Annotated in this window: 21 protein-coding genes; 10 read left to right on the top strand and 11 right to left on the bottom strand. The window is 57.8% G+C overall.

Features of this window, described 5'->3' with window-relative positions; all coding sequences use genetic code 11:
* Positions 1-15 precede the first annotated feature (15 nt).
* Together AC2CGQ_RS06175 and AC2CGQ_RS06170 are read right to left on the bottom strand one after the other, a co-directional pair.
* Positions 16-1017 carry a LacI family DNA-binding transcriptional regulator gene (locus AC2CGQ_RS06175; RefSeq protein WP_015378079.1) on the bottom strand — a complete coding sequence of 334 codons (1002 nt, stop codon included), beginning with the start codon at positions 1015-1017 and terminating at the stop codon, positions 16-18.
* A gap of 71 nt (positions 1018-1088) precedes the next feature.
* The gene (locus tag AC2CGQ_RS06170; protein WP_154870288.1) at positions 1089-1643 is read right to left on the bottom strand and encodes a D-lyxose/D-mannose family sugar isomerase; all 555 of its coding nucleotides are present in this window, start codon (positions 1641-1643) and stop codon (positions 1089-1091) included.
* 228 nt (positions 1644-1871) lie between these two features.
* On the opposite strand from AC2CGQ_RS06170, the gene AC2CGQ_RS06165 reads away from it, so the two are divergent.
* From AC2CGQ_RS06165 to AC2CGQ_RS06145, 5 genes are all read left to right on the top strand, one after another.
* Entirely contained in the window at positions 1872-2906 is a 1035-nt protein-coding gene (locus AC2CGQ_RS06165; RefSeq protein ID WP_154870287.1) for an NAD(P)-dependent alcohol dehydrogenase, read from the top strand.
* Positions 2907-2910: 4 nt separating this feature from the next.
* Positions 2911-4428, top strand: coding sequence for a xylulokinase (xylB, locus tag AC2CGQ_RS06160; RefSeq protein WP_044031109.1), 1518 nt, complete (start codon positions 2911-2913; stop codon positions 4426-4428).
* Positions 4425-5930, top strand: coding sequence for a sugar ABC transporter ATP-binding protein (locus AC2CGQ_RS06155; protein WP_484593516.1), 1506 nt, complete (start codon positions 4425-4427; stop codon positions 5928-5930). Before xylB ends, AC2CGQ_RS06155 begins: the two co-directional genes overlap by 4 nt.
* A 76-nt stretch (positions 5931-6006) precedes the next feature.
* Entirely contained in the window at positions 6007-6984 is a 978-nt protein-coding gene (locus AC2CGQ_RS06150; protein ID WP_016927501.1) for an ABC transporter permease, read from the top strand.
* 33 nt (positions 6985-7017) lie between these two features.
* A complete protein-coding gene (locus AC2CGQ_RS06145) occupies positions 7018-8025 on the top strand; it encodes a substrate-binding domain-containing protein (protein WP_004932124.1) in 1008 nt (335 codons plus the stop codon).
* Positions 8026-8168: 143 nt separating this feature from the next.
* Here the strand turns inward: AC2CGQ_RS06145 and AC2CGQ_RS06140 are convergent, their stop codons facing one another.
* Positions 8169-8732 (bottom strand): TetR/AcrR family transcriptional regulator, encoded by a 564-nt coding sequence (locus tag AC2CGQ_RS06140; protein ID WP_025303067.1) that lies wholly within the window; start codon positions 8730-8732, stop codon positions 8169-8171.
* A gap of 127 nt (positions 8733-8859) precedes the next feature.
* Here AC2CGQ_RS06140 and smfY point away from each other — a divergent pair, with 127 nt between their 5' ends.
* Both smfY and AC2CGQ_RS06130 read left to right on the top strand, forming a co-directional pair.
* Positions 8860-10332: a multidrug efflux MFS transporter SmfY gene (gene smfY / locus AC2CGQ_RS06135; RefSeq protein WP_033632877.1), complete on the top strand. Its 1473-nt coding sequence runs from the start codon at positions 8860-8862 to the stop codon at positions 10330-10332.
* 200 nt (positions 10333-10532) lie between these two features.
* Positions 10533-11024 carry a Dps family protein gene (locus tag AC2CGQ_RS06130; RefSeq protein ID WP_004932132.1) on the top strand — a complete coding sequence of 164 codons (492 nt, stop codon included), beginning with the start codon at positions 10533-10535 and terminating at the stop codon, positions 11022-11024.
* A gap of 45 nt (positions 11025-11069) precedes the next feature.
* Here the strand turns inward: AC2CGQ_RS06130 and AC2CGQ_RS06125 are convergent, their stop codons facing one another.
* Positions 11070-11246, bottom strand: a complete 177-nt coding sequence (locus AC2CGQ_RS06125) for a YciY family protein (RefSeq protein WP_025159792.1) — start codon at positions 11244-11246, stop codon at positions 11070-11072.
* A 242-nt stretch (positions 11247-11488) separates the two neighbouring features.
* Between AC2CGQ_RS06125 and cls the strand changes: the two genes are divergently transcribed.
* Entirely contained in the window at positions 11489-12949 is a 1461-nt protein-coding gene (cls, locus tag AC2CGQ_RS06120; protein WP_484593515.1) for a cardiolipin synthase, read from the top strand.
* A gap of 56 nt (positions 12950-13005) precedes the next feature.
* On the top strand, positions 13006-13329 hold the full coding sequence (locus tag AC2CGQ_RS06115) for an HI1450 family dsDNA-mimic protein (RefSeq protein ID WP_484593514.1): 324 nt from the start codon (positions 13006-13008) through the stop codon (positions 13327-13329).
* A 73-nt stretch (positions 13330-13402) separates the two neighbouring features.
* Here the strand turns inward: AC2CGQ_RS06115 and oppF are convergent, their stop codons facing one another.
* From oppF to AC2CGQ_RS06080, 7 genes are all read right to left on the bottom strand, one after another.
* Complete coding sequence (gene oppF, locus AC2CGQ_RS06110) at positions 13403-14404, bottom strand: murein tripeptide/oligopeptide ABC transporter ATP binding protein OppF (RefSeq protein WP_004932143.1); 1002 nt, start codon at positions 14402-14404, stop codon at positions 13403-13405.
* Entirely contained in the window at positions 14401-15417 is a 1017-nt protein-coding gene (oppD, locus tag AC2CGQ_RS06105; RefSeq protein WP_044031106.1) for an ABC transporter ATP-binding protein, read from the bottom strand. The genes oppF and oppD overlap by 4 nt, the downstream gene beginning before the upstream one ends.
* Before the next feature lie 11 nt (positions 15418-15428).
* A complete protein-coding gene (gene oppC, locus AC2CGQ_RS06100; protein ID WP_004932149.1) occupies positions 15429-16337 on the bottom strand; it encodes an oligopeptide ABC transporter permease OppC in 909 nt (302 codons plus the stop codon).
* Between the two features lie 14 nt (positions 16338-16351).
* On the bottom strand, positions 16352-17272 hold the full coding sequence (oppB, locus tag AC2CGQ_RS06095) for an oligopeptide ABC transporter permease OppB (protein WP_004932150.1): 921 nt from the start codon (positions 17270-17272) through the stop codon (positions 16352-16354).
* 82 nt (positions 17273-17354) lie between these two features.
* Positions 17355-18992: an oligopeptide ABC transporter substrate-binding protein OppA gene (gene oppA, locus AC2CGQ_RS06090; protein WP_004932153.1), complete on the bottom strand. Its 1638-nt coding sequence runs from the start codon at positions 18990-18992 to the stop codon at positions 17355-17357.
* 147 nt (positions 18993-19139) lie between these two features.
* A complete protein-coding gene (locus AC2CGQ_RS06085) occupies positions 19140-20777 on the bottom strand; it encodes an ABC transporter substrate-binding protein (RefSeq protein WP_325961768.1) in 1638 nt (545 codons plus the stop codon).
* A 696-nt stretch (positions 20778-21473) separates the two neighbouring features.
* The gene (locus AC2CGQ_RS06080) at positions 21474-22118 is read right to left on the bottom strand and encodes a YchE family NAAT transporter (RefSeq protein ID WP_015378089.1); all 645 of its coding nucleotides are present in this window, start codon (positions 22116-22118) and stop codon (positions 21474-21476) included.
* Between the two features lie 531 nt (positions 22119-22649).
* On the opposite strand from AC2CGQ_RS06080, the gene adhE reads away from it, so the two are divergent.
* Positions 22650-25322 (top strand): bifunctional acetaldehyde-CoA/alcohol dehydrogenase, encoded by a 2673-nt coding sequence (gene adhE / locus AC2CGQ_RS06075; protein ID WP_342578917.1) that lies wholly within the window; start codon positions 22650-22652, stop codon positions 25320-25322.
* The last annotated feature ends 76 nt before the right edge of the window (positions 25323-25398 follow it).

Below are 25398 nucleotides of genomic sequence, written 5' to 3'. Positions count from 1 at the left end.
CGAAAGGCGGCGCCGTTATGCGACGAGTTTTCCCCGCACCACCACCTTGCCCGGCTTGATCTCGGGGTCGGCAATACGACGGATCGCCAGATTCAACGCTTGCCAAGCGATCTCTTGCAAGTCGTGTGACACGCACGGGAAATGAAAACCGTAGATCTCGGCATGTGAAACCTCATCGATGCTGAACAGCGACACCTCCTGCATCAACGGCAGCCGATGTTCGATGCAGGCTTTGATAATGCCCAGGGAGATCTGGTTATTGCAGCCAACGAAAAAGTCCGGGGCGCGGTGATTGGCCAGCCAACGGCTCGTCTCTTGCCAGGCGACATCCATAAAGAAATCGGCATACAGCACTTCAAACGACGCCACTTTCCCTTGCAGCGCCGCCTGCAGCCCTGTAACCCTGTCCCGTGCAACGTTGGAGTTCTCCGGCCCGGACACCACTACCACCCGCTGCGCTTTCTGTTCCAGCAGCCAGCGCCCCGCCTGAAGGCCGCAGTCCAGGTTATCGATATACACCCCGCTGCAGTGGCGATTGTCCAGCTCACGGTCGATCAATACCACCGGGATATTCAATGTTTCCAACCGCTTTAGATAGGAAGGCTGGTACAGATGATCGTTGGAAATGACCGAGAGAATGATCGCATCGACGTTGTAGCCAATCAGTTTGTCGATGATTCTGTCTTCGCTTTCCTGAGACTCATAGGAATCGAACACCAGGGTGTCATATCCCATTTTTTGCGCTTCAAGCGTCATCAACCGCGTCAGGCCGCCAAAGAACGGGTTGGCCATATCAGGGTTGACGATGCCGATGGTTCTGCTGCTTTTCGCCCGCAGGTTGCGCGCCGCAGCATTGACCACATAACCGAGTTCGGCAGCGGTCTCCCGAATGCGGCGCAGCGTTTCCGGATGAACCTTGTCCGGCTGTGAAAATGCCCGCGACGCGGTGATTTTACTGACGTTTGCCTGTGCGGCCACGCTAGCCAGCGTCGCTTTCCGTCCTCGCCCCACCGCCAAATGCAGCTCCTTAGCTTAAGGTTATCATTTTGTACCATTAACAACATCATGACAGAACTTTCATCGTGGCGCTAATGGTTTACGCCTGCCAGCCGGTTAATCCGGGGATCGGTAAAGATATCCAGCTCGTCACGGCTCTCGGAAGAGAACTCGGACACCACCGCCCCCCGCTTTCCAGCCTGAAACCAGTGCCGGGTATTGGGCGCGATGGTGTATTGTTCGCCAGGCCGCAAGAGGATATAGCGATTGCAGGTATACCACTGCTCCGCGCCTTCCGGCACCCGGCATACCGGTTCACCGCCGGCGTCATTAAGCGTCAGGTTTTCATCGTCGACAAACAGAAACACCTCACCCCAACGGCAGCGAAACGTCTCTTGCTTGCCGGGCGTGCCGGCAAAAGGAGGATGCAAATGCTCTGGGCAAGTCTGCTCAGGAAACAGCACCAACTCTTTCGCACAATACCGAGGTGAGTTGACATAGGTCAGCAGCTGCAGCCCTGAGACAGGATAGTCGGCCAGGCCAAATGTCGCAATTTCAATACGTTGCTGCTCTTCTTCGGTCAGAACGATGGCCGCCTCGCGCAAATATTCCAGCGTAGCGGCTATGGCACGTTGTTGTTTGTTCATCATTTCCCCTGCAAGGTAACGGTATCGATATCAGAATGCTGATATTAAAACCGTCATTACATCGCCGATTTTGTGATCTTCATCCCCATATTGAATAACAACCCACCAGCAAAATTAACTCCCATCGAGTAATTCCAACATCGATCACAGTTTAACCACCCGCTTTGGCCCACTATCGCCGCATTGAAATGATATCGTTACCATAAAAATGATTCACCAGGAGGCAATATGAAAGCATTAGTGTTGGCCAAGGCGGGGGAAATCGCTATCGAGGACGTCCAGCTTGCCGAAACGCTGGGGCCCGATGATGTGCAGATAAAAATTCATTCCGTGGGCATCTGCGGCAGCGATGTGCACTATTACCAGCATGGCCGCATTGGCCCGTTCGTGGTCAAAGCCCCGATGGTGCTCGGCCATGAGGCCGCCGGCGTGGTGCTCGCGACAGGTGAAAACGTCACTCACCTCAGCGTCGGCGATCGCGTTTGCATGGAGCCCGGCATTCCCGATCTCAACTCGGCGCAGACGCGCGCCGGGATTTACAACCTGGACCCCGCCGTTCGCTTCTGGGCGACGCCGCCGGTGCACGGCTGTTTGCGCGAAACCGTCATCCACCCCGCCGCATTCACGTTCAAACTGCCGGACAACGTCAGTTTCGCTGAAGGCGCCATGGTTGAACCCCTGGCCATCGGCATGCAAGCGGCCACCAAAGCCGGGATCAAACCCGGCGATATCGCGCTGGTGATCGGCGCCGGGCCGATCGGCGTGGTCACCGCTCTCGCGGCGCTGGCGGGCGGCTGCTCGGACGTCATTATTTGCGACCTGTTTGACGAAAAACTCGCCGTTGCGGCCAGTTATGAGGGGCTGCACGCCGTCAATATCAAAACCGGCGACCTGGCGGGGAAAGTGGCCGCGCTCACCAGCGGCAATGGCGCCGATGTCGTGTTTGAATGCAGCGGCGCAAAACCGGCCATCGCTACGCTGGCCGAACATGCGGCGCCAGGAGCGACCGCCGTGCTGGTCGGCATGCCGATCGATGCCGCGCCGATGGATATCGTCGCCGCGCAGGCCAAGGAAATCACCTTCAAGACCATTTTCCGCTACGCCAACATGTACCCGCGCACGCTGCGGCTGTTGAGCAGCGGCAAATTGCGCGTCCAGCCGTTGATAAGCCAAACCTACAAGTTCTCCGACAGCGTGGCCGCCTTTGAGCGCGCGGCGGCGGGACATGCCTCGGACATCAAAATCATGCTGGAAATGGAGTGATCCTATGGCGCTCTATGCTGGCATAGACTGCGGTACGCAAGGCACGAAAGTCGTGATTGTCGACAGCACACAGGGCGTGATCCTCGGTGAGGGCAACGCCCCTCACCGTCTCATCAGCCAAGCCAATGGCCGGCGCGAACAGGAGGCCGACTGGTGGATTGAGGCGCTGGTCATCGCTTTTCGCCAAGCCGTGACTAACGCCGGTATTGATGCCGGGGAAATTCATGCTCTGGGGGTCTCGGGCCAACAACATGGGTTTGTACCGCTGGACGCAGACGGCAACGTGCTGCACAACGTCAAGCTGTGGTGCGATACCGAAACCGCAGAGGAAAACGAACGGCTCCTGCAGCAGCTCGGCGGTGCCAACGGCTCGCTGGAAACACTCGGCCTGCGGATCGCCACCGGTTATACCGCGTCAAAAATCCTTTGGTTCAAGACACACCATCCTGCGTTGTGGGCAAAACTGCACACCGTATTGTTGCCTCATGATTATTTGAACTTCTGGCTGACCGGAGAGCGCGTAGCGGAATACGGTGACGCTTCCGGCACCGGGTTGTTCGATGTGCGCACCCGTAGCTGGAGCAAAGCCGCCGTCGATCTCATCGATGACAGCGGCCGTCTGTGGCAAGCCCTGCCGCCGCTCAAAAATGCGGAGTGCTGCATCGGCACGGTGCGCCCCGCCGCGGCGGAAAAACTCGGCCTCAGCCCAACGGTGCGGGTATCGACCGGCGGCGGCGACAACATGATGGCGGCCATCGGTTCCGGCAACATCGAGGCCGGCACCCTCACCCTGAGCCTGGGCACCTCTGGCACGCTATTCGCCTGGTCTGCCGCCCCCGTCGCGGCGGAATCAGACATGATTGCCGGCTTCTGCTCCAGCACCAACGGGTGGCTGCCATTGATTTGCACCATGAATGTCACCTCGGCCACCACCGCGGTACAAACGCTGCTGGACGAGGACCTTGCGGGCTTTAACGGTTTATTGGCGCAGGCCTCACCCGGCGCAGGCGGTGTCGAGATGCTGCCGTTCTTCAATGGCGAGCGCGTTCCGCCGTTGCCTCACGCGCGCGCCAGTCTGCATAACCTCGATAGCGACAATTTTACCCGCGCCAATCTCTGCCTGGCGGTGGTCGAAAGCGCCACCTATGGCCTGCGCTATGGCATCGAGCTGTTTCGCCGTCAGGGCATTGAAGCGCGCGAGATCCGCCTCACCGGCGGCGGCGCTCGCAGCGCCGCCTGGCGACAAATCGTCGCGGACGTGATGGGGTGCCCGGTGGTCTGTCTGAAAGCCAAAGAGACCGCTGCGCTGGGCGGCGCCATTCAGGCGATGTGGGCGACGACGTTGGCCGACGATCCGCTGCGGAATGCCGGCGCGTTGTTGTCCGAACTGTGCCAACGTTTCGTTGCGCTGGATGAGGCCACACGCGCACGGCCACATGCCGGCAGACGGGCGCAATACGAGACGCTTTATCAACGGTACCTGCAACGCTTGCAGCAGACCTACCCGGAGGTGCAACTGTGACGCGAGATCCCCATACGCAAGCGCCCGCCTACCTGCTGGAGGTCAGCGGCGTCAGAAAAGCCTTTGGCCCGGTCGTGGCGCTCAAGAATGCGGAGTTTTGCCTGCGGCGTGGTTCCATCCATGCCCTGTGCGGCGGCAACGGCGCGGGTAAATCCACCTTTCTCAGCATTCTGATGGGCTTTATTCAACCCGATGGCGGCGACATTTTTATCAATGGCCAACGCTGTGAATTTCATCATCCCCGGGAAGCCCTCAACGCCGGCATCGCCATCGTGCAGCAGGAACTGAGCGCGATCCCGGATCTGACGGTGGCCGAAAACATTTGGCTGGGCCGTGAGCCGAGACGCCTGGGGTTCGTCGATTTCGCCACGCTCAATCAACGCACCACCAGCCTGCTCAAGGAACTCGATTTCAAGATCGACGCCCGAGAGAAAATGCGCAACCTGAGCGTCGCTGAGCAGCAGCTGGTCGAGATCGCCAAAGCGCTGTCGCATGCCAATGCCGACATCATCATCATGGATGAACCCACCTCGGCGATTGGCGAGGAGGATGCGCAAAAAATCTTTCAGACGCTTCAGCAATTGGCGGCGAAAGGTAAAGGCATTATTTACGTCTCTCACCGTTTGTCAGAGATATTTCAAATTGCGGACAGCTACACCATTTTCCGCGACGGCGCCTATATCCATGAAGGTTATATCGCCGACATTACCCGTGAGCAGTTTATCGAACACATTATCGGCGGCGAGTACGACAGCGAGTTCGCCAAATTCAATCAGCCCGGCGAAGAGGTCTTGCTGGAGGTCAACGGCCTGTGTTGGCGCAGCAAGATAAAGGATATCAGCCTGCAGCTTAAGCACGGTGAAATCCTGGGCATCTACGGGCTGGTGGGATCGGGCCGCAGCGAATTTCTCGATCTTATCTTCGGCATTCAGCATGCCGACAGCGGCACGATCCGTTTGGGCGACAAGACGCTGAACCGCCATTCCCCGCGAGAGGCCATCGACAGCGGCATTGCCTACGTGACGGAAGATCGCAAGGAAACCGGCCTGGTGCTGTGCCGTTCCGTCAGTGAAAACATCAATATCGCCTCTTTTGCCGGCATCAGCCGAATGGGGTTCGTCAGCGAGAAACGGGAGCAAGCGCGAACCCGCGACATGATCCAGCGCTTCAACGTTAAAACCCACGATGGCGAACAGCCCGTGGGCAACCTGAGCGGCGGCAACCAGCAAAAAGTGGTGCTGGGCCGCTGGGCGCTGCTGGATCCGGAGGTGTTGTTGCTCGACGAGCCGACGCGCGGCATCGACGTCGGCGCCAAGAAAGAGATCTATCGATTTATGTCGGAGTTCGCCTTGCAAAACAAGGGGATCATCATGGTTTCCTCCGAGCTTTCGGAAATTATCGGCATGAGCGATCGCATATTGGTGTTTCGTGACGGGCAGTTGGCCGGTGAGCTTTCGGCAGCCGATGCGACCCAGGCAGCACTGATGAAACTTGCGGTTTAACAGAGAGAGAAAAAAAATGAGCAGCGCCCACTCCTTATCACCAGGAATTTCATTTTTCACCCGCAATAAGCGCCGTATGCACAAATACGGCATTATCATCGCCTTCTTCGCGCTGTGCCTGATCGTGGCGCTGATTGGCGAATATCAGGTCGCCCAGGGGGCCTGGAGCAGCAATTATTTTCTCAGCAATGAAAACACCCTGATCGTCCTGCGCCAGGTCTCGATCAACGGCATTCTGGCGATCGGCATGACCTTCGTCATCATTACGGCCGGCGTCGATCTCTCCGTGGGCTCGGTGCTGGCGCTAAGCGGGATCGTCGCCGCCCGCTTCGCCACCAACAACAGCGGATTGGCTATCGGCGACACCGCGACCGCCGTCATGGCGCCGCTGATCGTGGCGCTGGGCATCGGGATCGTCTGCGGCCTGGTGAACGGCACCGTGTTGGCTCGCTACCGGCTGCAACCCTTTATCGTCACCATGGGCATGCTCTCTGCGGCGCGCGGTTTAACCATGTTGACCACCAACGGCAATCCGGTTTCGCAATTGAACAGCGATTTCCGCTGGTTGGGCAATGGTTATGTCGGCGGCGTTCCGGTGCCGGTCATCATCTTCATCGTGCTGTTCGCCCTCGCCTGGTTGGTGCTGAATAAAACCCTCTTCGGGCGCTACATCTACGCCGTCGGCGGCAACCCGAAAAGCGCGCGCACCTCGGGGATTAACGTCACGCGCATCAAAATACTGGTGTATACGCTGTGCGGCGCGCTGGCCGGCATCGCCGGCCTGATCCTCACCGCACGCACCGGTTCGGCGCAGACCAACGCCGGCGCAGGGTATGAGCTGGACGCCATCGCAGCGGTGGTGATCGGTGGCACCAGCATGGCCGGCGGCGTCGGTACGCTGGTCGGCACCTTCTTCGGCGTGCTGATTATCGGGGTGATGAATAACGGCCTCGATCTGCTCGGCGTGCAATCGTACTACCAACAAATTATCAAAGGCGCATTGATCGTTCTTGCCGTATTGCTCGACCCATCGCGTAAGCAACAGCGCGATTAATAACATCAGACCCAACTCTACCAGGAGAAAACCATGAATAAGACCAAGATAGCGTTGTTTGCCTCTGCCATGATGCTCGGTAGCCTGTCGGCAGCTCAGGCCGCCCCGGTAAAAATCGCGGTATTGATGTACGGCAACAAAGCCGAGTTCGTGCAATTGATGGAAAGGTTCGGCAAGGAGCACCCGGCGGTGAAAAGCGGCGAAGCCGTGCTGACCTTCTATGATGGGCGTTATGATGCCTCGGTGCAAAACGATCAGGCCGCCACCGCTATCCAGACGCGCGCCGATGCCATTATCGTCAACCCGATGGATTTTGAGGCCAATATCGATATCGTCACTAATGCCAACGAAGCCAAAATTCCGGTGGTGGTCACCAACGCGCGCCTGAACACGGACGCGATGACGTCTGAAGTAGTGTCTAATGACGAGTTGGGGGGATACCTGGAAGCCAAAGCCGTCCTGGACAAACTCGACTGCAAGAACCGAAAGGTGAACGTGGTGATTATCGAAGGCCCGAAAGGCGGCAGCGGCGAGATCCAGCGCGGCAAGGGCAATGATAAAGCGATTGCCGAGTGCGGCGTCGGCCAGGTCACCGTACTTGAACGCAAAACGGCCAACTGGTCACGCGCGGAAGCGCAGCCGCTGATGGAAAACTGGCTGCAGAAACACCGGGGCAAAATCAACGGCGTGATTGGCCAAAACGACGAGATGGCGCTGGGAGCTATCGAGGCGATCAAAGGCGCCGGCCTGAATGTGAAGGACTTCGCGATTGCCGGCGTTGACGGCGTTTCCGACGCGATTCATGCGGTGCAGGCCGGTGAAATGGTCTCTATTCTGCAAGATGCCAAAGGCCAGATGCAGGGTTCCATCGACGTCGCGCTGCGCGCCGTGAAAGGGGAAAGCTATCAACCGCAGTCGGAGATCTGGAAACAATACGCCAAGGATCTGAAATGGGAAGGCGGCACGCAGAAGCATTACTACATTCCGTGGACCGTCGTTACCGCAGAGAACGCCCAGTCGCTGTTGGACGCCCGTAAATAATTTCCCCCGCCCCCTGCCTTCAGGGGGCCCCGCTGGGACGCTTGCCTGCAAACAAAAAAAAAGCCAGCACGGAGTGGCTGGCTAAAAAGTTCTTCGAGGGAATATCTTGTGCGATAAACATACGCCTTTCACTGCGGGCTTTACTAGCTATCAGTGCGATAGGCACCCTCAGTTAAAATCAACGCCTGCATATCGGTGAACATCGTTTCCCATTCCGCCTGATCGATATCCATCAAACCAAAGTAACGCAGCATAAAGGCGCCTTCGGTGGCGAGAAACGCCAGGCGCGCGCGCTTGCCTTCCTCCGTCGTCAAATCCAAACCGGCGATGCGGCTGCGATACCATTCGCGCGTGCTCGCCAGATGCTCCGGCGTTTGAATCAGCGTCGCCATCAGCCCGGCGGCCTTGGCGCTGGCGGTCTGATCCGAGCTTTGCGTCGCCAGCATATGCGCCCGCACGCCGGTCTGCGGTGAAGGATCGTCACCGGCGATAGCGGCGAACAGCGTCTCGTAGGCACTGCCCCAGCGATCGAACATGGCGTCAATCAGGGCGTCTTTGCTGCCGAAACAGTACTGCACCCCGCCCTTGGAGATCCCCATCGCTTTGGCGACGGCGTCGATGGTCAAACCGGCGGCCCCCTGAGTGGCGACGATCTCTTCGGCGGTGTCCAAAACCTTGTCGCGATCGATGCTGCGTTGACGTCCCATTAAGAAACCCTTCTTTTCAATACGAACGTATGGATATATATTATCACCAGTATATCACCCGGCATCGCCGGAGGGTTACCCGAATGGCGGCGCCTTCGCGCCGCCCACTTTAACTGGATTATGACTTATGTACGCCAAGAACCGCTGGTTGATCCTGACGATGGTCGCCAGCGCCCTGTTCCTGATCGTCATCGATATGACGGTGTTATATACCGCTCTGCCGCGTTTAACCCAGGCGCTGGACGCCAGCGCCTCGCAAAAACTCTGGATCGTCAACGCCTACCCGTTGGTGGTGGCCGGTCTGTTGCCTGGCGCCGGCATGCTGAGCGATCGCATCGGCCATAAACGGCTGTTTCTCGCCGGGCTGCCGGTGTTCGCCGTCGCGTCGCTGTGCGCCGCTTTCTCGCCTACCGCCGAGTGGCTGATCGCCGCGCGGGTATTCCTCGCCGTTGGCGCGGCAATGATGATGCCCGCCACGCTGTCCATCGTACGCCACGTCTTTACCGACGAACGCGAACGCGCGCTGGCGATCGGCATCTGGGCGTCGGTGGCCTCCGGCGGCGCGGCCATCGGCCCGGTGGTCGGCGGCCTGCTGTTGGAATATTTCTGGTGGGGCTCGGTGTTCCTGATCAATGTGCCGGTGGTGTTGCTGGTCTGGCCGTTGGCATGGAAACTGATCCCGCGCTGCGGCGGCGATAACCCGCGCCCCGCCGACATCGTTGGCTCGATACAGATCATGATAGGCCTGGTCGGCGCTATCTATGCGCTGAAAGAATTGAGCAAGCCGGCGCCTGACGTCAGCGCCTTGCTCACGGCGGCTGCGATCGGCGTGTTGTTCCTGGTGCTGTTCGTGCGTCGTCAGCAACGCAGCGCCCACCCGATGATCGATTTCTCTCTGTTCCGCAACCGGCTGTTCGCCGGCGGCATCGGCGTGGCATTGCTGTCGATGGTGGCGCTGATCGGCGTCGAGCTGGTGCTCAGCCAACGCTTGCAACTGGTGCTCGGCCTCAGTCCGCTGCAGGCGGCGCTGTTCATCTTGCCGATCCCGCTGGCCTCGGCGCTGGCGGGGCCGATGGCCGGTTTACTGTTGCCGCGCTACGGCGAACGCAGCATCATCCTCGGCGGTTTCGCCCTGACCACCTTCGGCATTGCCGCCCTCGCCCTGCTGTCTCAGAGCGGCATAGCGCCGCAGCTGGTGAGCCTGGCGTTGGTGGGCTTTGGCCTCGGCGGCGTGATCACCGCCGCTTCCACCGCCATCATGCTGAACGCGCCGGAGGAGAAATCCGGCATGGCGGCGTCCATCGAAGACGTCTCCTACGAGCTGGGCGGCGTGCTGGGCGTGACGTTGCTCGGCGGGCTGATGACGGCGGTTTACAGCCACACTCTGGCGCTGCCGGCGGAGCTGCCGGTCAGCGATTTAGCCTACGACAGCATCGACGAAGCGTTGCGCCTGGCGGCCGGAATGGCGGCCGATCGCGCGCAGCAGTTGACGCAGCTGGCGCGTCTGGCCTTTGATCGCGCCTTTATTTCGGTACTGATCGCCGCCGCGCTGTTAATGGCGCTGGGCGCAGGTGTGGTAAAACTGGCGCTGCGCAAGTAACCGAGAAAAGCGGCTTTTTTCGCCTGCGGAACCTGCGTAAACTGATTCGGCAATTTGCTCGACGGATTTATCGTCATCGGTTTGAGCGATGGCAATAATGCCTGTTATCGTATTTAACCCTGCGATAAATCCGGTTACTGTAACAGCTATGGAAATTGATTCTGTCTACTATCGGAACAAATAATCAGGAGAAGATTATTATGGCAACGGCAAAGAAAGCAGCGAAAACCCATATCGGCCTTGACAGTAAACAATCGGCAAAACTCGCCGAAGCGCTCAATGCGCTGTTGGCAAACTATCAGGTGCTGTATATGAACGTGCGCGGCTATCATTGGAACATTACCGGCCCGCAGTTCTTTGAACTGCACGCGAAATTCGAAGAGACATATAACGATCTGCTGACCAAGGTGGATGAGCTGGCGGAACGTATTCTGACGTTGGGCTCGCAACCGCGTCACGCTTTCAGCGATTATCTGAAAACCGCCGACATCAAGGAACACACCAACGTGACCGATGATAAGGGTACGCTGCGCGGCCTGTTGGAAGGGTATTCAATCTTGCTGCAACAGCAGCGTGAGCTGCTGACGGTGGCGGCAGACGCCGGCGACGAAGGCACCGCGTCGCTGATGAGCGATTACATCAAAGAGCAGGAAAAACAGGTCTGGATGCTCAACGCCTATTTGGGCAAATAACTCAGACGCCATAACAAAACAGTCCCTTACGGGACTGTTTTCGTTTTACCACTCGCAGGATACCGCAAACAGCAGCGCGCGCCGATGCTGATCGTCCAGGCGGCGCCGCACCCGGATAATATGGCGATTGCTGCACGACTGGCGTTCCAGCCAGCGATGCCGCCGACGTTGGCTCTGCCGCAACATGCGCCAGCGGCCCACTTCATTTCTACTGCGTCTCATAATTCCGTCACTCGTTCGTCTAATGCCAACCGCGGGCATTATAGCCCTTTCCGCCCGCGATCCAAGCCGCCGTTATCGGCGGCACAGCGGACGCCACGCGGGCAAAAGCCGCTCTTTCAATTTCGGCAAGTGCCTTAACTTCATCATATTTATGTAACATAAGCGCCGATAAAAGGTTTCGCCTTGCCCGATCTGTGCGTACACTCATCATTGGTGGTTTGCGAACGGGATTTTTCGCCTTTATGACAACATTTTATACCGTAATCAGTTGGCTCATGGTGTTCGGCTACTGGCTGCTGATCGCCGGCGTGACGATGCGCATTTTGATGAAACGCCGTGCGGTTCCCTCTGCCATGGCCTGGCTGCTGGTTATCTATATTCTGCCGTTGTTCGGCATCGTCGCCTATTTATCGTTCGGCGAACTGCACCTGGGCAAGCGCCGTGCCGAGCGCGCCAAGGCCATGTGGCCGTCGACCGCGCGCTGGCTGAAAGAGTTGAAAGAGAGCCGCCGCATCTTCGCCACCGAATACAGTGAAGTCGCCGAACCGCTGTTCCAGCTGTGCAACCGCCGCCAGGACATCGACGGCGTCAAGGGCAACCAGCTGCAGCTGCTCACCACTACCGACGACACGTTGAAAGCGCTGATCCGCGACATCGAGCTGGCGCGCCACAACATCGAAATGGTGTTCTATATCTGGCAGCCCGGCGGCCTGGTCGATCAGGTGGCCGAATCGCTGATGGCCGCCGCGCGGCGCGGCGTACACTGCCGCCTGATGCTGGACTCCGCCGGCAGCCTGCCATTTTTCCGCAGCCCCTACCCGGCGATGATGCGCAACGCAGGCATCGAAGTAGTCGAAGCGCTGAAGGTCAACCTGCTGCGCGTATTCCTGCGCCGCATGGATCTGCGCCAGCACCGCAAGGTGGTGCTGATCGACAACTACATCGCCTATACCGGCAGCATGAACATGGTCGACCCGCGCTATTTCAAGCAGGATGCGGGCGTCGGCCAATGGATCGATCTGATGGCGCGCATGGAAGGCCCGGTGGCCACTACGATGGGCATCGTCTATGCCTGCGACTGGGAGATTGAAACCGGCAAGCGCATTCTGCCGCCGCCGCCGGACGTCAACATCATGCCGTTCGAGCAGGAAAGCGGCCATACCATTCAGGTGATCGCCTCCGGCCCCGGCTTCCCCGAGGAGATGATCCACCAGGCGCTGCTGACCGCGGTTTATTCCGCGCGCGAACAGCTGATCATGACCACGCCGTACTTCGTGCCGAGCGACGATCTGCTGCACGCCATCTGCACCGCCGCTCTGCGCGGCGTTGAGGTCAGCATCATCGTGCCGCGCGACAACGATTCGATGATGGTGCGCTGGGCCAGCCGGGCGTTCTTCTCCGAGCTGCTGGAAGCCGGCGTGAAAATCTATCAGTTCGAAGGCGGCCTGTTGCACACCAAGAGCGTGCTGGTCGACGGCCAGCTCAGCCTGGTCGGCACCGTCAATCTCGATATGCGTAGCCTGTGGCTCAACTTCGAGATCACCCTGGTGATCGATGACGACGGCTTCGGCAGCGATCTGGCCTGCGTGCAGGAAGATTACATCGCTCGTTCCAGGCTGCTGAACGCCAAAGAGTGGTTGAAGCGGCCATTCTGGCACCGCCTGGTCGAGCGCCTGTTCTACTTTTTCAGCCCGTTGCTGTAAAAGCCGCGGCGAGCGTGCTTTAATAGCGCCAAATCATTTGTTATCAGGATTTTTTTATGGATTTGAATAACCGCCTTACCGAAGACGAAACGCTGGAACAGGCCTACGACATCTTCCTCGAATTGGCCGGCGACAATCTGGATCCGGCGGATATTCTGCTGTTCAATCTGCAGTTTGAAGAGCGCGGCGGCGCAGAACTGTACGACCCCTCCGAAGACTGGAGCGAGCACGTGGATTACGACCAGAATCCGGACTTCTTCGCCGAAGTGGTGATCGGTCTGGCGGACAGCGACGGCGAGCCGATCAACGACGTGTTCGCCCGCGTGCTGATCTGCCGCGAGAAAGACCACAAGCTGTGCCACATTCTGTGGAAAGAGTGATTCGCCGCTCATATTTCGGATAAAAAAAGCCCCGCTGACTCAGCGGGGCTTTTTGTTGCCGGCTAGCGGCGCATTACAGCGGATCGACCTTCAGGCATGAAACCGCATGACGGAAACTGCCCTCCAGCAGCGGACGCGTCTTGGCGCACTCCGGCCCGGCGATCGGGCAGCGGGTGCGGAACACGCAGCCGGACGGCGGGTTGATCGGCGAAGGCAGCTCCCCTTCCAACAGCTGGATCTGCTTTTCCTTCTCCTTGTCCGGATCCGGAATAGGCACCGCCGACATCAGCGCCTTGGTGTAAGGGTGCTGCGGATTGTGGTACACCTCGTCATAGGTGCCCAGCTCCACCGCATGGCCCAGATACATCACCAGCACGCGATCGGAAATGTGCTTCACCACCGCCAAATCGTGGGCGATAAAGATCAATGACAGCCCCATTTCGCGCTGCAGCTGCTGCAACAGGTTTACCACCTGCGCCTGAATCGACACGTCCAATGCGGAAACCGGCTCGTCGCAGATCACCAGTTTCGGTTCGAGGATCAGCGCGCGCGCGATGCCGATGCGCTGGCATTGGCCGCCGGAGAACTCGTGCGGATAACGGTTGATCAGGTTAGGCAGCAGGCCGACCTTCAGCATCATCGCCTTGACCTTGTCCTTCACTTCCTGACGCGGCATTTTCGGGTAGTAAGTGCGCAGCGGCTCGGCGATGATTTCGCCGATGGTCATGCGCGGATTGAGCGAAGCCAGCGGATCCTGGAAGATCATCTGGATATCGCTGCGGGTTTTGCGCCAGTCGGCGTCGTTCATGCCCAGCAGATCTTTACCCAGCCAGGCGACGCGCCCGCTGGTGGCCTTCACCAGGCCGATGATGGCGCGCGCGAAGGTGGATTTACCGCAGCCGGATTCGCCGACCACGCCCAGGGTTTCCCCCTCGAACAGCCGCAGCGTAACGCCATCGACCGCCTTCAGGGTTTTCGGCGGCTGCCAGAACCACTGCTTATCGTCATGAATGTCGAAGTGCACTTTCAGATCGGCCACTTCGAGCAGCACTTTCTTGTCGGTTACCGCTGTCATACCAACGCCTCCACCGGTTTAAAGCAGGCGCGCAGGCGCCCTTCCCCAAATTGCTCCAATGGCGGAGCGCTCGCGCACTGTTCCATGGCGTACGGGCAGCGCGGCTGGAACGGGCAACCTTTCGGCAGCCGCAGCAGGTTCGGCGGGTTGCCGGGAATGGTCAGCAACGCTTCGCCTTCGGCGTCGAGGCGCGGCACCGCGTTCAACAACCCGATGGAGTACGGGTGGCTCGGCTGGTAGAACACCTCGCGCGCGCTGCCGTATTCCATGGTGCGGCCGGCGTACATCACCAGCACCTTGTTGCAGATGCCGGCCACCACGCCCAGATCGTGGGTGATCATGATGATGGCGGTGTTGAACTCGCGCTTGAGCTCGTTGAGCAGCGTCATGATCTGCGCCTGGACGGTCACGTCCAGCGCGGTAGTCGGCTCGTCGGCGATCAGCAGCTTCGGCCGGCACAGCAGCGCCATGGCGATCATCACGCGCTGGCGCATGCCGCCGGAAAACTCATGCGGATACATGCGCATGCGCTTGCGCGCTTCCGGCATTTTCACCGCGTCGAGCATGCGCACCGACTCTTCGAAGGCTTCGCTTTTGCTCATTTTCTTATGCAGCATCAGCACTTCCATCAGCTGTTCGCCAACGCGCATATACGGGTTGAGCGAGGTCATCGGGTCCTGGAAGATCATCGAGATCTCTTCGGCCCGCAGCTTGTTGAGCTGGTTTTCCGGCAGGTTGAGGATTTCGCGGCCGTTGAATTTGGCCGAGCCGCCGATGCGGCCATTGCTGGCCAGCAACCCCATCAGGGCGAACGCGGTCTGCGATTTGCCGGAGCCGGATTCGCCGACGATGCCCAGCGTTTCACCGGCGCGCAGATCGAAGTTCAGATCGTTCACCGCCGTCACGTCGCCGTCCGGGGTGGAAAACGTGACGCGCAGGTCTTTCACGTCCAGCAGCGGCGACGCTTTAACGCCGACGGCGGTTTGCAGCTCAGGATGTTCAATGGTGCTCATGGTGGCACTCCTTAACGATCTTTCGGGTCGAGGGCGTCACGCAGGCCATCGCCGATGAAGTTGAAACAGAACAGAGTGACAACCAGGAAACCCGCCGGGAACAGCAGCAACCACGGTGAAACTTCCATTGAGTTGGCGCCGTCGCTGAGCAATGCGCCCCAGCTGCTCAGCGGCTCCTGCGTACCCAGCCCCAGGAAGCTGAGGAAGGATTCGAACAGGATCATGCTCGGCACCAGCAACGAGGCATACACCACCACCACGCCGAGCACGTTCGGCACGATATGCCGTAGCACGATGTTGCGCGTGGAGACGCCGCACACCAGCGCCGCTTCGATGAACTCCTTGCGCTTCAGACCGAGGGTTTGGCCGCGCACGATACGCGCCATGTCCAACCACGACACCATGCCGATCGCCACGAAGATCAGCAGGATATTCTGGCCGAAGAAGGTCACCAGCAGGATCACGAAGAACATGAACGGGAAGGAGTTGAGGATCTCCAGCAGGCGCATCATCACCGAGTCGATCTTGCCGCCCAGATAGCCGGACATCGCGCCGTACAGGGTGCCGACGATCACCGCCACCAGCGCCGCCGCCACGCCGACCATCAGCGAGATGCGCCCGCCGATCGCCACGCGCACCAGCAGATCGCGCCCGGAGGAGTCGGTGCCGAAATAGTGCCCCGATTCAACGCTGGGTGCGGCGGACATCATCGCCCAATCGGTATCGTCGTAGGCGAATTGCGACAGCATCGGCGCCAGCACCACAAACAGTGTGATCAGCGCCAGTATGAACAGGCTGCTGACCGCCGCGCGGTTGTGCATAAAACGCCGACGCGCGTCTTGCCACAGGCTGCGCCCTTCCACTTCCAGCTTCTCGCTGAAGTGTTCCAGAGCTTCGCTGTTCTTTTTAGTCAACATCATTCGCGTGCTCCAGATTAATAACGGATTTTCGGATCGATGACCGCATACAGCACATCGACGATCGCGTTGAACAGAATGGTCAGAGCGCCCACCAGAATGGTCAGGCTCAACACCAGGGAGTAGTCGCGGTTCAGCGCGCCGTTAACGAACAGCTGGCCGATCCCCGGCAGACCGTAGATGGTTTCGATCACCATTGAACCGGTGATGATCCCGACGAACGCCGGGCCCATGTAGGACAGCACCGGCAACAGCGCCGGCTTCAGCGCGTGGCGGAAAATGATGCGACGCATCGGCAAGCCTTTGGCGCGCGCGGTGCGGATGAAGTTGGAGTGCAACACTTCAATCATCGAGCCGCGCGTGATACGGGCGATGCTGGCGATATAGGCCAGCGACAACGCCACCATCGGCAAGATGATGAACTTAGGCGCACCGCCGTTCCAGCCGCCGCCCGGCAGCCATTTCAACGTGATGGCGAAGATCAGCACCAACAGCGGCGCCACCACGAAACTGGGTATCACCACCCCGGTCATGGCGAACCCCATCACCGTATAGTCCCATTTGGTGTTCTGGTTCAGCGCGGCGATCACACCGGCGCTCACGCCCAGCACCACCGCCAGCAGAAACGCGGCCAGACCGAGTTTGGCGGAGACCGGGAAAGAGCTGGCCACCAAATCGTTGACCGAATAATCCTTGTATTTAAAGGACGGGCCGAAGTCTCCCTGCGCAAGCTGCGCCAGATAATGACCGTACTGTTTCCAGATCGGGTCGTTCAAATGGTATTTGGCTTCGATATTCGCCATGACTTCCGGCGGTAATGCGCGTTCCCCGGTAAATGGACTGCCGGGCGCCAGGCGCATCATGAAGAATGAGATGGTGATAAGGATAAATAGTGTCGGGATCGCTTCCAACAAGCGACGAAGTATAAATTTAAGCATTGCCCTAACCCTGTGCGACAGCCTGATAACGGCTTATTATTCTCAACATGGGCCGGCGGCCAGGCCGCCGGCTCTTACCGTATCAATGCTTGATGATGTACAGGTTTTTGTCGTACACGTTATCAAGCGGGTCTTTGCCGGTGTAGCCACCAACGTAAGGTTTCACCAGACGGGCGTTCACGTAGTAATACAGCGGAACGATGGCGGAATCTTTATCCAGCTGAACTTCCGCTTTCTGATACAGATCGGCGCGCTCGTCTTTGCTCTTCGCGGTCAACACGTTGGCCATCAGCTTATCGAACTCGGCGCTTTTGTAGTGCGGGGTGTTACTGCTGCTGTCGGACAGCATCATGTTCAGGAACGAACTCGGTTCGTTGTAGTCGGCGCACCAGCCGGCGCGCGCCACGTCATAGGTGCCCTGATGGCGGGTATCCAGGAAGGTTTTCCACTCCTGGTTCACCAGCTTCACGTCCACGCCCAGATTTTTCTTCCAGATGGAGGCGGCGGCGATCGCCAGCTTCTTGTGCAGGTCTGACGTGTTGTACAACAGGGAGAAGGTCAGCGGTTTACCCGGGCCGTAGCCGGCTTCCGCCAGCAGTTTCTTCGCCACTTCGTTGCGTTTTTCCTGCGTCCAGCCGAACCACTCCGGCGGGGTCAGCTTGGCGCCGTCGGTGTATGGCGGCGTAAAGCTGTAGGCCGGCAGATCGCCCTGGTTTTTCACCTTGTTGACGATGATGTCGCGATCCATACCCAGCTTCAGCGCTTCACGCACGCGCGCATCGGTGAACGGCGCCTTCTGGTTGTTGATTTCGTAGTAATAGGTGCACAGATAAGGATCGACGTGCACCTCTTTCGGGATCTCTTTCTTCAGCTTCTGGAACAGTTCGATCGGCATGTTGTTATAAGTCATGTCGATTTCGCCGGTGCGGTAGCGGTTAACGTCGGTCACTTCCGACGAAATAGGCAGGAACGTCACTTTATTGATGATGGTTTTGGCGTTATCCCAATATTCCGGGTTGCGTTCCAGTACGATGCGTTCGTTGACAATCCAGTCTTTCAGTTTGTAGGCGCCGTTGCTGACGTAGTTGGCCGGCAGCGTCCACTTCTCGCCGAATTTCTCCACCGCCTCTTTATAAACCGGCTTCATGGCGTAGTGCGGGGTCATTTCAACCAGATAAGGCACCGGCTCGCTCAGGGTCACCTGGAAAGTGTGGTCGTCGATGGCCTTCACGCCCAGCGTCGACTTGTCTTTTTTACCGGCGATGATGTCATCGACGTTTTCCACATGGGCGTACTGCAGGTAGCTGGCGTAAGGCGACGCGGTTTTCGGATCCACTACGCGCTGCCAGCTGTAGACGAAATCTTGCGCCGTCACCGGCTTGCCGTTGGACCATTTGGCGTCTTTGCGCAGGTGGAAGGTCCAGACTTTGAAATCCTTGTTATCCCAGCTTTCCGCGACGCCCGGCACGATGGAACCGTCCGGGCTGTTGTTCGCCAGGCCTTCCATCAGATCGCGGGTCACGTTGTTTTCCGGCACGCCCTCGATTTTATGCGGATCCAGCGACTGCACTTCGGAACCGTTGTTTTTGACGATTTCTTGCTTATCCGCCAGCTGCACCCCCGCAGGAACGTCGGCGGCGAACGCGCCGGTGGTTGCTGTGATGCCGAGCGCGGCGATGACGCCGGCGGCAATGAGGGTTTTCTTCGTGATGTTGGTCATACTTATCGACTCCAGTTTTTATTATCACAGGCTCTTCGTGGAACCTGCGTTGCCCGTAAGCGGACTCTGTTTTCCCGCCGCCGCGGAACGAATGCGGCGGCCGGCCTTCCCTATATTCCCCAGCGCCTCGGCGTGAGGAATACCCCTTTACTGCTTGATAATGTAAAGATTTTTAACGTCGGTATAGTCCAGCGGATCTTTGCCGGTGAACCCGCCTACCGTCGGCTTAATCAACCGCGCGCTGACGCGGTAATACACCGGGATCAACGCGGAGTCTTTGTCCAGTTGCGCTTCTGCCTGCTGATAGAGCGCGGCGCGCGCGGCCTCATCCGGTGCCTTCAGGGTGGCGGCCATGATGGCGTCGAACGCCGGGCTCTTATAAAACACGGTATTGATGCTGCTGTTGGACAGCACCAGGTTCAGGAACGCGCTGGGCTCGTTGTAATCCCCGCACCAGGTGGCGCGCGCCACGTCGTATTGCCCCTGATGGCGGCTTTCCAGCGAGGTCTTCCACTCCTGATTGCGCAGCGTGACGTCGGCGCCGAGGTTCTTTTTCCACATCGACGCGGCGGCGATCGCCTGCTGTTTGTTTTGATCGGAGGTGTTGTACAGCAGCGAGAATTTCAGCGGCTTGGCGTCGCTGTAACCCGCTTCTGCCAGCAGTTTCTTGGCTTCGGCGTTGCGCTGTTCCTGGCTCCAGCCGGCCCAGGCGGGCTGCGTGAAGTTGGCGCCTTCGGTGAAGGTTGGCGTGAAACTGTAGGCCGGGATCTGCCCCTGGCCCATGATCTTGTTGGCGATGATGTCGCGATCCAGCGTCATCTTCACCGCCGCACGCACCCGCGGATCGGTGAACGGCGCCCGCTGGTTATTGAGTTCGTAATAGAAAGTGCACAGATAAGGGTTAACGTGCAGTTGCTCGGGCACTTCACGCTTCATTTTGACGTACAGGTACGGCGGAATGGCGCTGTTGGTGATGTCGATCTCGCCGCTGCGGAAACGGTTGACGTCGCTGACTTCGGAAGCAATCGGCAGGAAGGTCGCCTGATTGATCACCGTCTGCTTGTTGTTCCAGTAGCTCGGGCTGCGCTCCAGCACAATGCGCTCGTTCACCACCCACTCTTTCAGACGGTAAGCGCCGTTGCCGACATAGTTGGCGGGCAGCGTCCATTTGTCGCCGAATTTCTCCACTACCGCGCGCTTCACCGGTTTGAGCGACGTGTGGCTCAGCATGCTGATGAAATACGGCACCGGTTCGCTCAGCGTCACCTGCAGCGTCTGGTCGTCCAGCGCCTTGACGCCGAGGGCCTGTGGAGGCTTCTTACCGGTCAGGATATCGTCGATATTGTCGACTTTGGTGTACTGCAGGTAGCTGGCATAGGGCGAGGCGATTTTCGGATCGGCCAGGCGCTGCCAGCTGTAGACGAAGTCTTGCGCGGTCACCGGGCTGCCGTCGCTCCACACCGCGCCGGGGCGCAGGTGGAAGGTCCATTGCTGATAATTCTGGTTTTCCCAGCTCCCCGCCGCCGCCGGCACCACATGCCCGTTGGCGTCGGTGCTCACCAGCCCTTCCAGCAGGTTAAGAATGATATTGCTTTCCGGTACGCCCTCGACCTTATGCGGATCCAATGAAGCCACTTCGCTGCCGTTGTTGATCACAATATTCTGCTGCTGCGCCAACTGAACGCCGGCCGGCACTTCCGCCGCCAAACTGCTATTTATGGCGCCGACGCTCAGCGCGCCGCTAATCAACAAGGTCAAAGAAGTGCACTTCAGGGTTTGCTGCATAATCGAGGCTCCTTTTCACCGACAAGCATCGCTTATCGAAGTTTGTGAAGTGTTTATAAGAATTCTAAATAAACGGATACCAGCAAAAATCATTCCCGTTTTTATGGCGCATTTCAGTTAATTGACCACGGGAAAGTTGCTCGGAAATTAGCAGAAGCCAAATTCCATAGCCAATAAATTTTACGAAAATGTTAAGCAATTCTCTTTTATCGCACGAAGCCCGATCCGGCCCCCAAGATCGAGGACGCGGAGAAACAAAATCATCACTATGATTTTAAAGAAAAAAAAGACGAAATCATTTCATTTGAAACCATCAACGCAATCTCATTACCGCACAAAGAAACATTCAGTTAACAATCCGGGCATTCAAAGAACAAACACCTGCCTATGGTCGGTTAATCACTAATAACACCTGGATGAAAGTGAGACAAGCCCCACAGAATGATGTGATTAATTTAACAACAGCTTTACCGTTGAGCGGGGGCAAAACGCGCGGAAATGGGGGAAGAAAAGTGTCTGAAATAACGCTTAGCGTTTTTTTTGCACAGCAACATGAGATTTATGCAACATAAGAGTGCAACCGCATAAATTTTATTCATCCTGTGCACTATAACAATGCGAACCAATAAATAATTTAAACTTTAAAATTAATTTTAGCCGCGCCAAGGCGAAAGGTGCGCGGCTAAACAAAGGGTATTACAACAGGCCGGGGAATATCGCCTTAATGCCGGTAACGATAAACTCGATCCCGAGCGCCATCAGCAACAGACCCATGATACGGGTGATCACGTTGATGCCGGTCTGCCCAAGCAAACGCACCAACAGCGGCGCGGCGCGGAACAACAACCAACAGCAAAAGGCGAACAAGGCGATCGCGACCGTAAAGCCGAGCAGGCTTTGCCAGTTGTGATAACGGGAACTCCACACGATGGTGGAACTGATCGCCCCCGGCCCCGCCATCAGCGGCAGTGCTAACGGCACCACGCCGATGCTCTCGCGGATCGCGCTCTCCGATTTTTCCTGTTTGTTCTGTTTGTCTTCTCCCAGCTTGCCGCTGATCATCGACATGGCGATGGTCACCACCAGAATACCGCCGGCGATGCGGAACGAATCGATGGAGATGCCGAACATCCGCAAGATCCCTTCGCCCAGGAACAGCGATGTCCACAAAATAATGGCGACCGACAGGTTAGCGGTCAGGTTGGTTTTATTGCGCCCTGCTTCCGCCTGGTAGCTGGTCATGCTGATAAACACCGGCAAGATGCCCACCGGGTTGACCAGTGCAAACAGACCGACAAAGAACTTGATAAAGCCGGAAAGATCCAACAGAGATTGGCCCACAGATGGCTCCGCGTTAAGTGCTATAAAAAGGTGTGCTGCCTATGCGCGCTAATGTAATGGAATTGCCGCGGGTAATCCATCCAGCCAGAGCAGCATTTTTGACTACCAGCAAGTTAGGCAACAAAACAAATGCCCTTTGTTAAAGTGATGTATGGCCTTTTGATTTTTTATGTTGAAAAAAGAGTCATCGATCACAGTTATTGATAATCACTCTCAACACCGTCAAGCTGAAAGGTGTCAGCTTGCACTTTTCATGATTTAGATCACAAATCAACTACCCAACAGTGGGTAAGCTCTTAGTCGTAGTCAGGGAGTAGAACAAAGTCGGTGGCAATCCAGCCGGTTCCGTTCTCTTCACTGCCTGCCCCTCAGGTTGGCGCAGGGTAAAGCTCTTTAAGCAAATCAGCAGCATGCGAAGAAATAACGCGGGAAACCCCCGGTATTCGAATCACCGTTTATTCCCGTTATGACTATACTAGTGGCTCGCACGGCTTATTTACTGAAAGAGTTTAACATTATCAGGAGAGCATTATGGCTGTAACGAATGTCGCTGAACTGAACGAGCTTGTCGCACGTGTCAAAAAAGCCCAGCGCGAATATGCCAACTTCACTCAAGAGCAAGTGGATAAAATCTTCCGCGCTGCCGCCCTCGCCGCTGCTGATGCCCGTATCCCGTTGGCCAAAATGGCCGTGGAAGAATCCGGAATGGGTATCGTCGAAGACAAAGTGATCAAAAACCACTTCGCTTCCGAGTACATCTACAACGCCTATAAAGATGAAAAAACCTGTGGCATCCTGTCTGAAGATGACACTTTCGGTACCATCACCATCGCCGAACCTATCGGCCTGATTTGCGGTATCGTCCCTACCACCAACCCAACTTCTACCGCGATCTTCAAAGCGCTGATCAGCCTGAAAACCCGTAACGGCATCATCTTCTCGCCGCACCCGCGTGCGAAGAATGCCACCAATAAAGCCGCCGATATCGTGCTGCAAGCCGCTATCGCCGCCGGCGCACCAAAAGACATCATCGGTTGGATCGACCAACCTACCGTCGAGCTGTCCAACCAGCTGATGCACCATCCTGACATCAACCTGATCCTGGCCACCGGTGGCCCGGGCATGGTGAAAGCCGCCTACAGCTCCGGCAAACCGGCCATCGGCGTCGGCGCCGGTAATACGCCGGTCGTGGTAGACGAAACCGCAGACATCAAGCGCGTGGTCGCCTCTATCCTGATGTCCAAAACCTTCGACAGTGGCGTTATCTGCGCTTCCGAACAGTCGGTCATCGTCGTTGACGCTATCTATGATGCGGTACGCGAACGCTTCGCTTCCCACGGCGGCTATCTGCTGCAGGGTAAAGAACTGAAAGCGGTGCAGGACATCATCCTGAAAAACGGCGGCCTGAATGCGGCCATCGTCGGGCAATCCGCACCGAAAATCGCCGAAATGGCAGGCATCAAAGTGCCGGCCAACACCAAAGTGCTGATCGGTGAAGTGAAGCTGGTCGACGAGTCCGAACCTTTCGCACATGAAAAACTGTCGCCTACCCTGGCGATGTACCGTGCCAAAGACTTCGAAGACGCCGTCGCCAAAGCCGAAAAACTGGTCGCCATGGGCGGTATCGGCCACACCTCCTGCCTGTACACCGACCAGGATAACCAAACGGCTCGCATCGCCTACTTCGGCGATAAAATGAAAACGGCTCGCATCCTGATCAACACCCCGGCTTCTCAGGGCGGTATCGGCGACCTGTATAACTTCAAACTCGCGCCTTCGCTGACGCTGGGTTGCGGTTCCTGGGGTGGCAACTCCATCTCTGAAAACGTCGGACCTAAACACCTGATCAACAAGAAAACTGTAGCGAAGCGAGCAGAAAACATGTTGTGGCACAAACTTCCGAAATCGATCTACTTCCGCCGTGGCTCGCTGCCTATCGCGCTGGAAGAAGTGGCGACCGACGGGGCGAAACGCGCCTTCATCGTGACCGACCGTTTCCTGTTCAACAACGGCTATGCTGACCAGATCACCAAGGTTCTGAAGTCTCACGGCATCGAAACCGAAGTGTTCTTCGAAGTGGAAGCCGATCCGACGCTGAGCATCGTGCGCAAAGGCGCCGAGCAGATGAACTCCTTCAAACCGGACGTCATCATCGCGCTGGGCGGCGGTTCGCCGATGGACGCCGCGAAAATCATGTGGGTGCTGTACGAACATCCTGAAACCCACTTCGAGGATCTGGCGCTGCGCTTCATGGACATCCGCAAGCGTATCTACAAATTCCCGAAAATGGGCGTGAAAGCGAAAATGATCGCCATCACCACAACCTCAGGTACCGGTTCAGAAGTCACGCCGTTCGCGGTCGTGACCGACGACGCCACCGGGCAGAAATACCCGCTGGCCGACTATGCGCTGACCCCGGACATGGCGATTGTCGACGCCAACCTGGTGATGAACATGCCGAAATCCCTGTGCGCCTTCGGTGGCCTGGATGCGGTGACCCACGCGCTGGAAGCCTACGTCTCGGTGCTGGCGAACGAATACTCCGACGGCCAGGCGCTGCAGGCGCTGAAACTGTTGAAAGAGTATCTGCCGGCCAGCTACAAAGAAGGCGCGAAAAACCCGGTTGCCCGTGAACGCGTGCACAACGCCGCCACCATCGCCGGTATCGCTTTCGCCAACGCCTTCCTCGGGGTTTGTCACTCCATGGCGCACAAACTGGGTTCGGAGTTCCACATTCCGCACGGCCTGGCCAACGCGATGCTGATTTCCAACGTCATTCGCTACAACGCGAACGACAACCCGACCAAGCAGACGGCCTTCAGCCAGTACGACCGCCCTCAGGCGCGCCGCCGCTACGCTGAAATCGCCGACCACCTCGGCCTGAGCGCACCGGGCGACCGCACCGCGCAGAAGATTGAGAAACTGCTGGCCTGGCTGGACGAGCTGAAAACCGAGCTGGGCATCCCAACCTCCATCCGTGAGGCGGGTGTGCAGGAGGCAGACTTCCTGGCGAAAGTCGACAAGCTGTCGGAAGACGCGTTCGACGACCAATGCACCGGCGCCAACCCGCGCTATCCGCTGATTGCCGAACTGAAGCAAATCATGCTGGATACCTTCTACGGCCGCGAATTCAACGAAGCAGTCGAAGAGGAAGCGGCAGCTCCGGCTGCAGCCAAAGCCGCGGTAAAGAAGCCCAAGAAATAACGGTTTCGTGAACCGATAAAAAAACCCGCCAAACGGCGGGTTTTTTATTGCGCCGGAGGCGCTGCATTTCGACTCA

This window comes from Serratia sp. DFXYC6 (assembly GCF_057196085.1).
Note: the sequence above shows the minus strand (reverse complement) of the source record. Positions and strands in the feature narration are given on the sequence as shown.